The sequence below is a fragment of the Nocardioides houyundeii genome (assembly GCF_002865585.1).
Taxonomy (GTDB): Bacteria; Actinomycetota; Actinomycetes; order Propionibacteriales; family Nocardioidaceae; genus Nocardioides; species Nocardioides houyundeii.
This window is the reverse complement of the sequence record NZ_CP025581.1, coordinates 686,907-701,175: the sequence shown is the minus strand read 5'-3', so window position 1 is coordinate 701,175 and position 14,269 is coordinate 686,907. Positions and strand designations below refer to the sequence as shown.

At 69.7% G+C, this 14,269-nt stretch carries 14 protein-coding genes; 5 read left to right on the top strand and 9 right to left on the bottom strand.

What is annotated here, in order from left to right:
- Positions 1–2 precede the first annotated feature (2 nt).
- The gene (locus C0R66_RS03415; protein ID WP_101523519.1) at positions 3–461 is read left to right on the top strand and encodes a MaoC family dehydratase; all 459 of its coding nucleotides are present in this window, start codon (positions 3–5) and stop codon (positions 459–461) included.
- A gap of 100 nt (positions 462–561) precedes the next feature.
- Here C0R66_RS03415 and C0R66_RS03410 read toward each other — a convergent pair whose 3' ends face one another.
- The 3 genes from C0R66_RS03410 to C0R66_RS03400 form a co-directional block, all read right to left on the bottom strand.
- Entirely contained in the window at positions 562–1,605 is a 1,044-nt protein-coding gene (locus C0R66_RS03410) for an LLM class flavin-dependent oxidoreductase (protein ID WP_101523518.1), read from the bottom strand.
- 110 nt (positions 1,606–1,715) lie between these two features.
- Positions 1,716–2,543, bottom strand: coding sequence for a mycofactocin-coupled SDR family oxidoreductase (locus C0R66_RS03405; protein ID WP_101523517.1), 828 nt, complete (start codon positions 2,541–2,543; stop codon positions 1,716–1,718).
- 35 nt (positions 2,544–2,578) lie between these two features.
- The gene (locus tag C0R66_RS03400; protein WP_158647880.1) at positions 2,579–4,075 is read right to left on the bottom strand and encodes an aldehyde dehydrogenase family protein; all 1,497 of its coding nucleotides are present in this window, start codon (positions 4,073–4,075) and stop codon (positions 2,579–2,581) included.
- Between the two features lie 209 nt (positions 4,076–4,284).
- Here C0R66_RS03400 and C0R66_RS03395 point away from each other — a divergent pair, with 209 nt between their 5' ends.
- Genes C0R66_RS03395 through fdxA form a run of 3 tightly spaced genes read left to right on the top strand, consistent with a single transcriptional unit; the run spans position 4,285 to position 7,690 of the window.
- The gene (locus C0R66_RS03395; RefSeq protein ID WP_101526011.1) at positions 4,285–6,222 is read left to right on the top strand and encodes a 2-oxoacid:acceptor oxidoreductase subunit alpha; all 1,938 of its coding nucleotides are present in this window, start codon (positions 4,285–4,287) and stop codon (positions 6,220–6,222) included.
- Positions 6,219–7,307, top strand: a complete 1,089-nt coding sequence (locus C0R66_RS03390; protein WP_101523515.1) for a 2-oxoacid:ferredoxin oxidoreductase subunit beta — start codon at positions 6,219–6,221, stop codon at positions 7,305–7,307. Before C0R66_RS03395 ends, C0R66_RS03390 begins: the two co-directional genes overlap by 4 nt.
- 53 nt (positions 7,308–7,360) lie before the next feature.
- On the top strand, positions 7,361–7,690 hold the full coding sequence (gene fdxA / locus C0R66_RS03385; RefSeq protein WP_101523514.1) for a ferredoxin: 330 nt from the start codon (positions 7,361–7,363) through the stop codon (positions 7,688–7,690).
- A 115-nt stretch (positions 7,691–7,805) separates the two neighbouring features.
- Here the strand turns inward: fdxA and C0R66_RS03380 are convergent, their stop codons facing one another.
- A complete protein-coding gene (locus C0R66_RS03380; protein ID WP_158647879.1) occupies positions 7,806–8,579 on the bottom strand; it encodes an SDR family NAD(P)-dependent oxidoreductase in 774 nt (257 codons plus the stop codon).
- 132 nt (positions 8,580–8,711) lie between these two features.
- On the bottom strand, positions 8,712–9,386 hold the full coding sequence (locus C0R66_RS03375) for a nitroreductase (protein WP_241901553.1): 675 nt from the start codon (positions 9,384–9,386) through the stop codon (positions 8,712–8,714).
- A gap of 102 nt (positions 9,387–9,488) precedes the next feature.
- Between C0R66_RS03375 and C0R66_RS03370 the strand changes: the two genes are divergently transcribed.
- Positions 9,489–10,154: a hypothetical protein gene (locus tag C0R66_RS03370; protein ID WP_101523512.1), complete on the top strand. Its 666-nt coding sequence runs from the start codon at positions 9,489–9,491 to the stop codon at positions 10,152–10,154.
- Between the two features lie 32 nt (positions 10,155–10,186).
- Here the strand turns inward: C0R66_RS03370 and C0R66_RS03365 are convergent, their stop codons facing one another.
- The 4 genes from C0R66_RS03365 to C0R66_RS03350 form a co-directional block, all read right to left on the bottom strand.
- Entirely contained in the window at positions 10,187–10,963 is a 777-nt protein-coding gene (locus tag C0R66_RS03365) for an SDR family oxidoreductase (RefSeq protein ID WP_101523511.1), read from the bottom strand.
- 23 nt (positions 10,964–10,986) lie between these two features.
- Positions 10,987–12,324, bottom strand: a complete 1,338-nt coding sequence (locus tag C0R66_RS03360; RefSeq protein ID WP_158647878.1) for an MFS transporter — start codon at positions 12,322–12,324, stop codon at positions 10,987–10,989.
- Between the two features lie 75 nt (positions 12,325–12,399).
- A complete protein-coding gene (locus C0R66_RS03355) occupies positions 12,400–13,704 on the bottom strand; it encodes a TRAP transporter large permease (protein WP_101523509.1) in 1,305 nt (434 codons plus the stop codon).
- Positions 13,701–14,216: a TRAP transporter small permease subunit gene (locus tag C0R66_RS03350; RefSeq protein WP_158647877.1), complete on the bottom strand. Its 516-nt coding sequence runs from the start codon at positions 14,214–14,216 to the stop codon at positions 13,701–13,703. The genes C0R66_RS03355 and C0R66_RS03350 overlap by 4 nt, the downstream gene beginning before the upstream one ends.
- Positions 14,217–14,269: the final 53 nt, after the last annotated feature.

Sequence of the window (14,269 nt, the reverse complement as noted above, 5' to 3'; positions counted from 1 at the left end):
CCATGCCCGGAATGTGGTTCGAGGAGTTCGAGGAAGGCCAGGAGTTCCAGCACCCCTGGAGGCGCACCGTCACCGAGATGGACAACGTGCTGTTCACCTCCATCACGATGAACCCGGCGCCGCTGCACCTGGACGCCGAGTACATGGCCACCCAGCCCGCGGGTCAGCGGCTGATGAACAGCCTCTACACCGCTGGCTTGATCGGCGGGATGATCGTGTACGACCTCACCATGGGCACCACCCTGGGCAACCTGGGCTACACCAAGTTCGACTTCCCCAAGCCGGTCTTCCACGGCGACACGCTGCGTGCCGAGACGACCATCTTGGACAAGCGGGAGTCCAAGAGTCGCACGGACTCGGGGATCGTCCGGTTCGAGCACCGCGGCTACAACCAGCGCGATGAGGTCGTGCACGTGGCGCACCGGGCGGGCCTGATGCTCAAGCGCCCCACCGACGCCTGACCCAGCTCCCCTGGGACGCAGAAGGGCCGCTCACCGTGAGGTGAGCGGCCCTTGGCGCATCCGGCGGGGGGAGGGGCCCGCCGATGCGAGTCCAGGTGGATCAGACCGTCTGCTTGGCCTCGAGCTCGTCGAAGCCGATGCTCTCCAGGTCCTTGAGCGGCGCGACGACCTCGCGGCCGACCTGCTCGAGGTAGGCCTCGGTCTGCTCGGCGTCCATGCCTGGCCAGTGCGGCCGGACCAGCAGCGGACCGATGGGCAGGCGGGAGGCGATGTCGCGGATCTGGTCCTGGACCTGATCGCCGGTGCCCAGCAGCACGTGGTCCTTGACGTTCTCCAGGAAGTCCTGCTCCACGCGCTCCTGCTCCAGCAGCTGCATGCCCTGGCCGGCGTAGGAGACGTACTTGACCCGGGCCACGTCGGCGAACTTGTGCAGCGCGTCCTCGGGGTCGGAGCCGAGCTGCAGCTCGCGACGCAGCGGGAACTTGGTCAGCGGCAGGTCGTACTTCGCCCGCTCGTCGAGGTAGGCCCCGACGAGCTGCTCGACCTGCTCGATGGTCTGCTGCGGCGTGATCGTCCAGACGTCGCCGTGCCGCGCGGCGCGACGCACGCCCATCTCCTTCATCGCCCCGAGCCAGATCGGCGGGCGGGGCTTCTGCACCGGGTGCAGGTGGGTCGGCCGGTCCTCGATGTCGAAGAACTTGCCGTGGTGGGTGACGCGGTCCTGGGTCCAGAGCTTCGTCATCACCTCGATGAGCTCCTCGAGCAGCGAGTAGCGCTGCTTGTAGGGCTTGCCGAAGACCTCGTACTCGTGGGGCAGGTAGCCCGTCCCGATGCCCACCACCAGCTTGCCGCCGGTGATGACGTCGAGGGTGGCCAGGTCCTCGGCGAGCTGCACCGGGTGGTGCAGCGGGCCGACCAGCACCGTGGTGCCGATCTTCACGTCGTCGTCGAGCTCGGCCGCGAGACGCGCCAGCATCGGGACCGGCTGGAACCAGCGGAACTCCTCGTAGAGGTAGTGCTGACCGATGGTGAGGTAGGTGAAGCCGGCCTTCTGGGCGGCCTCCACCTTGCGCAGCATCAGGTCGAGGTGCTCTTTGGGCGATGTTGAGACGGGCTGGTCGCCCATCAGGATTCCGAACTCCACGATCTCTCTTTCCGGTCGGCCCGATCCCGTGGGCGGTTCGACCTGGGTCACTGGGCCGCGAGGACCCCATTGAGAAGAAAAGCTTGCGCCGGCGCCGTACGGCGGCCGCCTCAGAGCAGCAGGGTCCCCATGTCCACGGCGAGCGTCTGACCGGTGACGAAGCGCGCCTCGTCGGAGCAGAGCCAGGTGACCGCGTTGGTGATCTCCGCGGGCTCGACGGGGCCGCGCTCCATCACGTTCGCCATCCAGCCGCCGGGGGCGTCGCCGGAGAGGTCGGCGGTGAAGAACTCGTTGTCGATCATCTTGGTCGAGACGCCGGCGGGGATGACGGTGTTGACGCGCACCCCGTGCTTGCCGAGCACCATGGCGAAGTTCCGCATCAGCGACAGCACGCCGGTCTTGGCCGCGCCGTACCCCATCTGGCCCGGGTTCAGCATCTCTTCCTTGTAGGCGACCCCGATGTAGCTGGAGGTCGAGCCGGTGATGCAGATGGCGCCGCCGCGGCCGCGCTCGATCATGCCCGGGGTCACGGCGTGCAGCAGGTAGTAGACCCCGCTGAGCATGGTGCCCACCGAGTCGTGCCAGGCCGCGATGTCGTGCTTGTTCTTGCCGTAGCTGGCCATGATGCCGGCGTTGGCGAGGACGATGTCGATGGCGCCGAAGCGCTCCTCGGTCGCTGCGACCGCGGCCTTGACGGCCTCCTGGTCACGCACGTCGCACTGGACCGCGAGGACCTCGGCGCCGAGCTCCTTGAGCTCCCGCTCGGTCGACGCGAGGTCGTCGGTGGTCGACATCGGGTAGGCGACCGAGTCGATCTGTCCGGCGATGTCGAGGATCGCGATGTTGGCACCCTCGCTGGCCAGACGCAGCGCGTGCGAGCGCCCCTGGCCCCGCGCGCCGCCGGTGATGATGGCTGTCTTGCCGTCGAAACGTCCCACTGTGCTCTCCACTCTGTCTCAGATCTCGAATTCGCTCAGGTGCCCGGGGGCTTGGTGATGCCGGCCAGGGCGTACTGGATGTGCTTGACCTCGAAGAACTCGGCGTAGCCGTCCTCGCCGAGCTCGCGGCCGACACCACTGCGACCGGGGCCGCCCCACGGGGCGTCGGGGCGCATGCCGGCGCCGCCGTTGATGGTCACCGTGCCGGCGCGGATCCGGCGGGCGACCTCGATCGCCTCGTCGAGGGGACCGAAGACGTTGCTGGCCAGCCCGTAGCGGGTGTTGTTGGCCAGCTCCACGGCGTGGTCGACGTCGCGGTAGCCGAAGATCATGCCGATCGGGGCGAAGAACTCGGTGTCGGCCAGCGGGTGGTCCGGGTCGACGTCGCGGAGCAGGCCGGGCTGCACGAAGTGGCCCTCGTCCAGACCCTCGGGACGGCCACCGCCGGCACCCCAGCTGGCGCCGCTCTCGAGCAGCTCGGCGACCCAGGCCTCGACCTTGTCGCGCTGGGCGGCGGAGATGACGGGTCCCACGACGCTGTCCTCGGCGAGCGGGTCGCCGACCTTGACGGTCTTGATGAACTCGTCGGCCAGGCGGCAGAACTCGTCCACCTTGTCCTCAGGGACCAGCACCCGGCTCCAGGCCGCGCAGCCCTGGCCCGCGTTGCGGGCGAAGCGCAGGATGGAGGCACCCACGGTGGCGGCCAGGTCGGCGCCGGGGAGGACGATGTTGGGGCTCTTGCCACCGAGCTCGAGGACGGCCTTGCTGAGCGAGCCGAGCGCGCCCTGGGCCATGACCTGGGCACCGACGCCGTCGGAGCCGGTGAACGAGACCATGTCGACGTCGCGGTGGCTGGTCAGGTGGATGCCGATCTCGGGTCCGCCGGTGACCAGGTTGACCACGCCTGCGGGCAGGCCGACCTCGTCGAGGATCTCGAAGATCCGCAGCGTGCTCTGCAGGCCCTGCGGGGAGGGCAGCACCACCGAGGTGCAGCCGGCGGCGAGTGCGCCGCCGAGCTTCCACACCAGCAGGTTGAGCGGGTAGTTGTAGGCCGGGAGGCAGGCGACGACGCCGACCGGCTCGTAGTGCAGCAGGCTCGCGGAGGGGACCGGGGTGTTGTAGAGGGGCAGCGCCTGCTCGTAGCCGCCGCGCGGGCCCTTGATCGCCATCTTGGCGTACCAGCGCAGCACCTCGATGGGGCCGCCGACCTGCATGCTGCGGCACGCCGCGATCGGGGTGCCCACCTCGGTCGCGATCACCCGGGACATCGACTCCCGCTCGCGCTCGAGGAGGTCGGCGAACCGGTTGATCGCGTCCGCGCGCATCTCGGGGGTCCACGTGGGCCACTCGCCCGACCTGAAGGCCCGACGCGAGCTCGCCACAGCCTCGTCGACCTGGGCGATCGAGCTGGTGACGGTCTCGCCGATGGGCTGGCCGGTGGCCGGGTTCATCGACACGTAGCTGTCACCGGACGCACCGTCTGACCACACGCCGTCGATGTAGGTGCTCGCGCTCCGCTTCTCCGCTGGCATCAAAGGTCTCCTCGGCACTGGTGCGAAAATCTCTGGGGTGATCGTCATCCCACGCACGACCATAGCAATCATATGCATGGAATGGAATGGCGCAGCGGGGCGCGATCTGAACGCCACACCTTGACGAACCACTGAGTTTCCGTAAGATTCATTATCAGAGTTAAGTGGTGTCAGCCATCACTCGAACCATCTCGAGCATCGGAGTCTTCATGGAGTCGGTAGCAAAGCCGGTCGAACAGGTCGAGCGCGTGATCATCCGGTTCGCCGGGGACTCGGGCGACGGCATGCAGCTGACCGGTGACCGGTTCACCCAGGAGACGGCGGCCTTCGGCAACGACCTGTCCACGTTCCCCAGCTTCCCCGCCGAGATCCGCGCCCCCCAGGGCACCGTCCACGGCGTCTCGTCGTTCCAGCTGCACTTCGCCAGCCGCGACATCCTCACCCCGGGCGACTTCCCGCACGTCCTGGTCGCGATGAACCCCGCCGCGCTGAAGGCGAACATCGCCGACCTGCGTCCCGGCGCGGTGATCATCGTCGACACCCACGACTTCACCAACCGCAACCTGACCAAGGCCACCTACACGAGCAACCCGCTCGAGGACGGCTCCCTGGACGACTTCCAGGTGCACGCGCTCGACCTCACCGGCATGGCCGTCGCGGCGACCAAGGAGTTCGGCCTCTCCCGCAAGGACGGGGCCCGCTCGAAGAACATGTTCGCGCTGGGGCTGCTCTCGTGGATGTACGGCCGGCCCATCCAGGGCACCTTGGACTACATCACCTCCAAGTTCGCCTCGAAGCCCGAGGTCCGCGACGGCAACGTCGCCGCCTTCAAGGCCGGCTTCCACTTCGGCGAGACCACCGAGTCCTTCGCCGTGTCCTACGAGGTCAAGCCCGCCGAGACCTCGGTCGGCCGCTACCGCAACATCACCGGCAACACCGCGCTCTCCTACGGCATCCTGACCGCCGGCCACCTGGCCGACCTGCCGGTCTTCCTCGGCGCCTACCCGATCACCCCGGCCTCGGACATCCTGCACGAGCTGAGCAAGCACAAGCGGCTCGGCGCGACCACCTTCCAGGCCGAGGACGAGATCGCCGGCATCGGCGCCGCCCTCGGTGCCTCGTACGCCGGTCACCTGGGCGTCACGAGCACGTCGGGCCCGGGCGTCGCGCTGAAGTCCGAGGCGATGGGTCTCGCGGTGATGCTCGAGCTGCCGCTCCTGGTCATCGACGTGCAGCGCGGTGGCCCCTCCACCGGGCTGCCGACCAAGACCGAGCAGGCCGACCTGATGCAGGCGATGTTCGGCCGCAACGGCGAGGCGCCGCTGCCCGTCATCGCCGCGCAGTCCCCCTCCGACTGCTTCGACGCCGCCATCGAGGCCGCCCGGATCGCGATCACCTACCGCACCCCGGTGATGCTGCTCTCCGACGGCTACCTGGCCAACGGCTCCGAGCCGTGGCAGCTCCCCGACGTGGCGAGCCTGCCCAAGATCGACCCCGCCTTCGCCACCGAGCCCAACCACGTCGGCGTGGACAAGGACGGCGCGGAGCAGCCGGAGTTCTGGCCCTACCTGCGCGACGCCGACACCCTGGCCCGCCCGTGGGCGCCGCCGGGCGTCGCCGGTCTCGAGCACCGCATCGGCGGCATCGAGAAGAAGGAGAACACCGGGGAGATCTCCTACGACCCCGGCAACCACGAGCGGATGGTCAAGCTGCGCCAGGCCAAGGTCGACGGCGTCGCCGCGAGCATCCCGGACCTGGTCGTCGACGACCCGTCGGGCCGCGCCCGCCTGCTGGTGATCGGCTGGGGCTCGACCTACGGCCCGATCGGCGCCGGCGCCCGCCGGGTGCGCGACCGTGGCCTCGACGTGGCCCAGGTGCACCTGCGCCACCTCAACCCCTTCCCGGCCAACCTGGGCGAGATCCTGGCCCGCTACGACCGGGTCCTGGTGCCGGAGATGAACATGGGCCAGCTCTCGCTGCTGCTGCGCGCCAAGTTCCTCGTCGACGCCCAGTCGGCCACCAACGTCCGCGGCATGCCTTTCGGCGCCGAGGAGATGGAGGGCATCCTGCTCGCCGCCCTCGCCGACCTCGGGCAGACGCCCCCCGCCCCGTCCGACGACCTTGACCTCCAGGAGGCACTGCGATGACCACCGTGGACCTGCCCATGATCACCCGCGGCGGCACCGACGGCGTCCCGACGCTGGCCGACGGCGAGAAGCAGACCGGCAAGGACTTCACCTCCGACCAGGAGGTCCGCTGGTGCCCCGGCTGCGGCGACTACGCCGTCCTCAAGGCCGTCCAGTCCTTCCTGCCCGACCTCGGCCTGCGCCGCGAGAACATCGTCTTCGTCTCCGGCATCGGCTGCTCCTCCCGCTTCCCCTACTACCTCGACACCTACGGCATGCACTCCATCCACGGACGTGCCCCCTCCATCGCCACCGGCATCGCCACCGCCCGCGAAGACCTCTCCGTCTGGGTCGTCACCGGCGACGGCGACGCCCTCTCCATCGGCGGCAACCACCTCATCCACGCCCTGCGCCGCAACGTCAACATGACCATCCTGCTGTTCAACAACCGCATCTACGGCCTCACCAAGGGCCAGTACTCCCCCACCTCCGAAGCCGGCAAGGTCACCAAGTCCACCCCCATGGGCTCCGTCGACCACCCCTTCAACCCCGTCTCCCTGGCCCTGGGCGCCGAAGCCACCTTCGTAGCCCGCACCATCGACTCCGACCGCAAGCACCTCACCTCCGTGCTCGCCGCCGCCGCCGCCCACCGCGGCACCTCCCTGGTCGAGATCTACCAGAACTGCCCCATCTTCAACGACGGCGCCTTCGACGCCATCAAGAACCCCGACACCAAGCAGGACGCCATCATCCCCCTGGTCCACGGCGAGCAGATCCGCTTCGGCACCCACGACGAGAACGGCCTCGGCACCAAGGGTCTGGTCCGCTCGGCCGGGGGCGGCGTGGAGCCGGTCCTGGTCGCCGACGTGCCCGAGAGCGAGCTCCTGGTCCACGACGCCCACCACCCGGACCCCACGATGGCGTTCGCCATCTCCCGGCTCACCGACTCCGGCTACCTCAACCAGTCGCCCATCGGCATCTTCCGCTCCGTCGAGCGCCCGACGTACGACGACCAGGCACGCGAGCAGGTCGACCAGGGCCGCGGCACCACCGGCCAGTTCCAGGCGCTGATCGACGGCGCCGACGTGTGGACGGTCGAGGACTGAGCACAGCACCACCCCGCTTGCACCCCGAGTTCACTCCTGACTGAAAGAGACCCATGACCTACGTGATCGCAGCTCCCTGCGTGGACCTCAAGGACCGCGCCTGTGTCGACGAGTGCCCGGTCGACTGCATCTACGAGGGCAAGCGGATGCTCTACATCCACCCCGACGAGTGCGTCGACTGCGGTGCCTGCGAGCCGGTGTGCCCGGTCGAGGCCATCACCTACGAGGACGACACCCCGGAGGAGTACAAGGGCTTCTACGACGCCAACGTCCACTTCTTCGACGACCTCGGCTCCCCCGGTGGTGCCTCCAAGATGGGTCCGATCGACAAGGACCACCCGCTGGTCGCCGCGATGCCGCCGCAGGAGCACGACGAGCACTAGGCATCCACGAGCACTAGGCATCCACTGCGACGTGCGCCCAGGTGTGCGTCGCTGCAAGATCGCTACGCCCCGGATCCGCGCTGCGGGTCCGGGGCGCTGTGCGTGCTGCCGTTGTTCAGGAGTAGTAGGGCAGTCCCCTCTGGGACGGGACGTAGTCGGCTCCGTCGACGACCAGGCAAGTGCCATTGATCCGCGACGAGCGGGGGTCGCCTAGGAACATCGCCGCATCCGCGACGTCGTCGGCAGTCGTTGGCACCCCGCTCGCGGACGTCGCCGCCAGTCGGTCGTAGGCGGCCTGAAGGTCGTCGCCGTCGCCGGACATCAGGCCTGCCGTGAGCGAGCTGACCGCGCCACCCGGTGCCACCGCGTTGATCCGCAGCCCGTAGCGCGCAACCTCGACCGCCACCGACTCCACCAGTCCGACCACACCGTGCTTGGCGGCGGTGTAGACGTGCGGACCGAGGCCACCTCGTACGCCCGCGACGCTGGCGGTGCAGACAATCGCCCCACGTCCGCGAGGGCGCATCACCGCGATCGCCTCGCGGACGGTGAGGAAGACGCTGGTCAGCAGCAGGTCCACCGTCTGCCTCCAGTCCTGCAGAGACGTGCTCTCCAGGCGACCGGTGACGCCGGCTGCGCCGGCGTTGGCGTAGACGACGTCCAGCGGACCGAGGTGCTGCTCGGCGTGGGCCACGCAGGCGCGGACCTCGTCCTCGGAGGTGACGTCGCACCGCGCGTAGTGGGCACGCGGACCCAGCTCCAGGACCAGACGCTCCCCCGCGGCGTCGTCGACGTCGGCGACCAGCACGCAGTCGCCCGCGGCGACGTGTCGGGAGGCGATGGCGGCGCCGATGCCGCGCGCCCCGCCGGTGACCAGGACTACGCTCATGCGCTCGCTCTCCGCATCCGCTATCAGGCGACCCCGGGGTGAGCCAGCCGAATTGAAACGAATTATTATCATGATATTTAGGGCAGTCGCAAGGTCGACGCCATCGACCTAGGACCGGCGGGGGCGGGCTGCTCAGTCCACGACGACGAGCGTCTCCTCCAGCCCAGCCCGGCTGGTGCGGAACGCGTTGGCCGGGTGCTCGAGGTCGGCGTACCCCAGGGAGACCGCGCAGAGCACCTGACGGTCGGCGGGCAGGTCCAGGAAGTCGCGCACGTGGTCGGAGTACATCGCGATCGCGGCCTGCGCGACCGAGGCGACGCCGCGGGAGTGGGCGGCGTTGAGCAGGGTGGCGACGTAGCCGCCGCAGTCCACCGCGCCGTACACCCCCAGGTGGGCGTCGGTGGTGATGATCGCGACGTGCGGGGCGCCGAAGAACTCGAAGTTGCGCAGCATCTGCGCGCCGCGGGCGTCCAGGTCGTCGCGGGCGATGCCGAGGCTGGAGTAGAGGGCGTAGCCGGACTCGCGGCGCCGCTCCTTGGCGACGCCGACGTACTCGGTGGGCATCGGCAGGTCCGAGCTCATCGGGCTGCCGGCCAGGTGCTCGGTCAGGCTCCCGGCGAACCGTGCGGTGGCCTCCCCCGTGACCAGGTGGGCACGCCAGGGCTGGGTGTTGCACCAGGACGGGGCGCGCTGGGCCAGGGCGAAGACCTCGCGCAGGGTCTCGATCGGCACGGACTCGGGCAGGAACGCCCGGCAGCTCCAGCGGTCGCGCAGCACGTCGTCGAGGGTCATCGGCTCAGTGTTCACCCGCACATCCTCACCCACGAGCGGTCCGGGCGAGCCGGGTTGGTCCAGACGTCGCGGGCGTTGCGTGCTGGGGTGGCGCGGCCCTCGTGCCAGAGTTCTGCCATGCTCTCCCGCCGCACGTCCGCCATCGCCGCCCTCGCCGCCTCCCTGCTGATCCTGGCGGCACCCGTCGCAGGGGCTGCCGGGCAGAGCGTCGAGGCCAAGGTCCTGATGCGGGACAAGGCGGGCGACCAGGCGATCGCGGGCAAGGCGCCGGCGTGGGTGAAGGCGTCCGCGCGCTCCCAGGAGTCCGACATCCGTCGGGTCAAGGTCGAGGCGCTGGCCGACTCCTCCATGCGCGCCACGTTCACCCTGGGCGCACTCCGGGCCACACGGGTGCAGAAGGGCGCCGAGCTCTACCGCGGCACCTACACCCGCAGCTGGGAGATCACCCTGGTCCTGGTCGACGACGACGCCGTGCTGCCCTTCCGCTTCGGCTACGAGGAGAGCAAGAACGGGCGACTCAAGCCCGACGACAAGCCGCGGGTCTACACCGAGGGCGACTTCGGCTACCGGGTGTGCACCACCGGCACGGTGAAGTTCCGTCCCAAGAAGCGTCAGGTCCGGATCACCCTGCCCGCAGCCTGTGCCCCCACCGACGAGCTGCGCGGCTCGGTCGCCAAGACCTCCGCGCATGCCAGCACCCAGCTGTTCGGCACCGACGACCGCTGGTTCCAGTACGGCAGCGACACCGTCTCCGGTCCGGACCTCAAGGTGCCCAAGAGCTGACGTCTCCTGACACCGGGCTCAGGGCACCCGGCTCAGGGCACCGGTGAGAAGCCGCCGTCCACGTTGACCGCCGCCCCGGTGACGTACGACGCCCGCGGCGAGAGCAGGAAGGCCGCCACGTCGGCGAACTCCTCGGAGCGACCCAGGCGCCCCATCGGGATGCGCAGCCGCTCGGCGAGCGCGCCGGTGAAGACGTCGTACTCCTGGCCGGCATCGCGAGCCGCGCGCACCCACTGGTCGCTGTCGATGTAGCCGATCAGCACCGCGTTGACCCGCACCCCGTCCCCGGCGAGCTCCTGGGCCATCGCCTTGGTCCACGCCAGTCCCGCCGCCCGGGAGGCCGAGGTGGGCAGGCTGCCGGCGGCCGGCGCCTTCGCGGAGACGGCCAGGCTGTTGAGGACCGCGCCGCCGTGCTCCTTCAGGTGGGGCAGCGCGAGCCGGGTGAGGCGCACCATGGCCAGCACCTTGAGCTCGTGGTCGGCGAGGATGTCGTCGTCACCGAGGTCGGCGAACGCCCCGGCGGCGGACTTCCCGGCGTTGTTCATCACCCCGTCCAGGCGCCCGAAGCGCTCCAGGGTGCGCTCCACCAGCGCGGCCAGGTCCCCGGTCTCGCGCACGTCGGCCCGCACCCCGATCACGTCCCCGGGGAGGTCGGCGAGACCGGTCACGGCCCGCGCCAGGCGGTCCTCGTCACGGCCGCAGATCGCCACCCGGGCTCCCTCGGCGGCCAGCCGATGGGCGGTGGCCAGGCCGAGCCCGTCCGAGCCGCCGGTGATGATGAACGCCCGGTCGCTGAGCTGCAGGTCCATGCCGTCTCCTGGTGAGGTCGTGCTCAATACTGCCGTGGAACCGCCGCGGCGTCAGCCCGGCGGATCTCGGGGCGGATGATCAGCAGCGCGGCGAGCGGCAGCGCGGCCAGCAGGAGCAGGCTGGCGGGGATGCCCACCACCTCGCCCAGCCCGGCGACCACGGCGGACCCGATGCTGCCGCCGACGAGGAAGACCAGGGTGGCGATGCCCAGCGCGGCGCCCCGTACGTCGGGGTGCACGGCGTCGCCGACCGCAGTGGTCATGGCGGGCTGGCCCAGTCCGAAGGCGACGGTGGTGAACACCACGGAGACCGCAACGGCGGGCGGCCAGGACAGACCGATGCCGAGCGCGGCGACCATCAGGGAGGCCGAGGCCAGGACGGCCGCCACGGCCAGCGTCCGGGCGCCGCCGCGGCGTTCCAGCAGCGGACCGGACACCCGGGGCACCAGCAGGGCGAACACCGCGCTGGGCAGCAGCAGCAGGCCGACCTTCCAGGCGTCCCAGCCGTCGGCGACCAGGGCCGCGGGCACCGCGATCAGCATCGCGAACCAGGACGCCGGCATGGCCGCGCCCACCAGCGCGGAGCGCACCACGGTGCCGTTGCCGATCACCGAGGCAGGCAGGAAGCCGTGCGGGTGTCGTCGTACTCGCAGGAGGACCAGCGGCGCGCCCAGCAGCAGCAGCGCGGCGCCCAGGGCGGCGATCGCGATCCCGGTCGAGGGCGACTGCACGAGCATCACCAGGCCGGCGGAGGTGCCGGCCACCAGCACCGCGCCCAGCAGGTCGAGCCTGGCCCCGCTGCCGCCGCCGGCCACGGCGCTCCAGATCAGCGGCAGCACCAGCACCCCCAGGATCGGCAGCGCCATCACCGCCCGCCAGCCGAACAGGTGCTCGGTGACGCCGCCGAGCAGCGGGCCGATGCAGCTCACCGCGGCCGCGATCGAGGCCAGCCGGCCGAGCGCCAGGCTGCGGATCTCACCCTCGTAGCGGGCGCTGAGCAGGGTCACCCCCAGCGTCGGTACGGCGGCCGCCCCCGCGCCCTGGAAGATCCGGGCCAGCAGCAGCAGCTCGAACGAGGTGGCCGCGGCGGCCGCCAGCGCGCCCAGCGACATCAGGCCCACCCCGACCAGCAGCGGGATCCGCACGCCGACGAGGTCGGAGACCCGGCCGTAGACCGGCGTGGCGACCGCCAGCAGCAGCACGTAGCCGCTGATCGTCCAGGCGGCGACGCCGACGCTGGTGTCGAACTCGTCGGCGACCATGGGCAGCGCGATGGCGGCGGAGGCGGACCCCATGCCGGCCAGCCCGAAGAGCAGGCCGAGTAGGAGGGAGACTCGGCGGGCGTCCTGGTCGTGGGTCACGTCTGGCGGCAACTCCTCAGTCCCCCGGTCCATTCCCGGGCGCACACGCGGATGCCAGTCCGGATCTCCTGCCGGTTAGCTTCGACCCGGCAACCACAGGACGATCTCTGGAAAGAGTGTGAGTACGCCAACAGCTCCCAGCATGATCAACACGTATGGGAAGGCTCCGCGAAAGATCACTCCAAGCGGCTCCTTCGACACCCCTTGGAGAATGAAGAGGTTGACCCCCACTGGCGGCGTAATCAGTCCGATCTCGATCAGGATCACCATGACGATGGCGAACCAGACCAGGTCAACCTCGTATAGCTGCAGCAGCGGGAAGAGGATCGGCATGGTCAGCAGCATCATCGAGATGCCTTCCATGAACAGCCCTAGGAAGAGGAACAGCACATAGACCAGGATGAGGAAGACCGTCTTGTTCGGTGCCATGTCGGTGATCACCGCCGCCAACTCCCGCGCGCCCCCGGTAATGGCCAAGGCGTAGGAGAGCATGTGCGCCCCCACGATGATCAGCATGATCATCGCGGTGACCTCGGCTGTGCGCCGCAGGATCTGCCACAGCTTCGACAGCGTGAGCTTGCGCATGACCGCGGCGATGAGCAGGGCACCGACGGCGCCCAACGCGGAGGCCTCGGTCACGGTGACGACGCCGGCGTAGATACCGCCAAGGACCACGACGATGAGGATGCCGAGCGGCACCAGGTCGCGCAGGGCCGTGACGCGGTGGCTCCACGTGATCGCCTCCGCGTCTGGCGATGCGGTCGCAGGGTCAGGCACGACCGGGTTACGTCGGTGGGCCACAGCCACGTAGACCATGAAGGCCAGGAGCAGCAGTAAGCCAGGGACGATGGCCGCGGCGAACAGATCGACTACCGAGACGGAAACGAGGGCTGCATACAGGATCAGCGGGATGCTGGGCGGAATGAGGATGCCGAGGGTGCCGCCCCCTGCCAGGGACCCCACGCTCAGCTTCGTGGAGTAGTTGCGGCGCTTCAGCTCGGGATAGGCGACCTCGGAGATGGTGGCAGCTGTGGCGACGCTGTTCCCCGCGATGGCGCTGAACACGCCGGAAGCCACGATGTTTGTTTGCAGGAGCCCGCCGGGCGCACGCTCCAGCCAGAGGGCGAGCGCTCGGTAGAAATCGGCACTGATTCCCGTGCGCAGAACGGCCTGCCCCATGAGCAGGAAGAGGGGTACGGCGGTGAGGACGGGATTGTTTATGCCGTTCCACGCCGCATAGGCGAATCCGCCGAACGGCGCACCACCCTCGTGGCTGAGCACGGCGAGAAAGGCGGCGAGGCCGAGGGCCGCACCCACCCACACACCCGCGAGGAGCAGGATGAGGGTCGCCGCCAGCAGGACGATGGTTGCAAGGCTCACAGCACTTCCTCCACGTTGGTGTTCGGGTGCTCATTGCGGAGGAAGTCGCCCGCGGCCAAGACCGTCTGCCGCACCGTCTCCAGCGCCAGCACCGCGAAGCCCAAGACGGTGAAACCCTGCACGATCCACAGCGGCGTCCGGGCGATGGTGACCGACACCGTGCCGTTCTCGTAGGAGTTCTGAGCCAGCTCCGCGAGGTGGTAGCCCAGCACCGCAGTGAAGACCAGCAGAGCGAGGCACGACACCAGCTGCAGCAAGGCCTCGGGGCGTGGCCCGAACCTCCGGCCCAGCCACTGGAGCAGGATCGTCAGCCGGACGTGCTGGCCCGACCGCAGCGCCCCCGCCAACCCCAGGAACGAGAGGATGACTAGTCCGTAGGAGCTGTACTCGTCGGCGATCAGCGTCGAGCGACCCCAGAACGTTCGGTAGGCGATCTCCACCACCATGATTCCGAGTACGCCGAGGAGCGCCAGTGCAGCCAACCCCTCAGCCACCCGACTGATCAGGTCCACGAATCGGCCTGCTGGCCCGGACAGCCTCGCCAGTGCGGGCTGTCCGGAGGCAG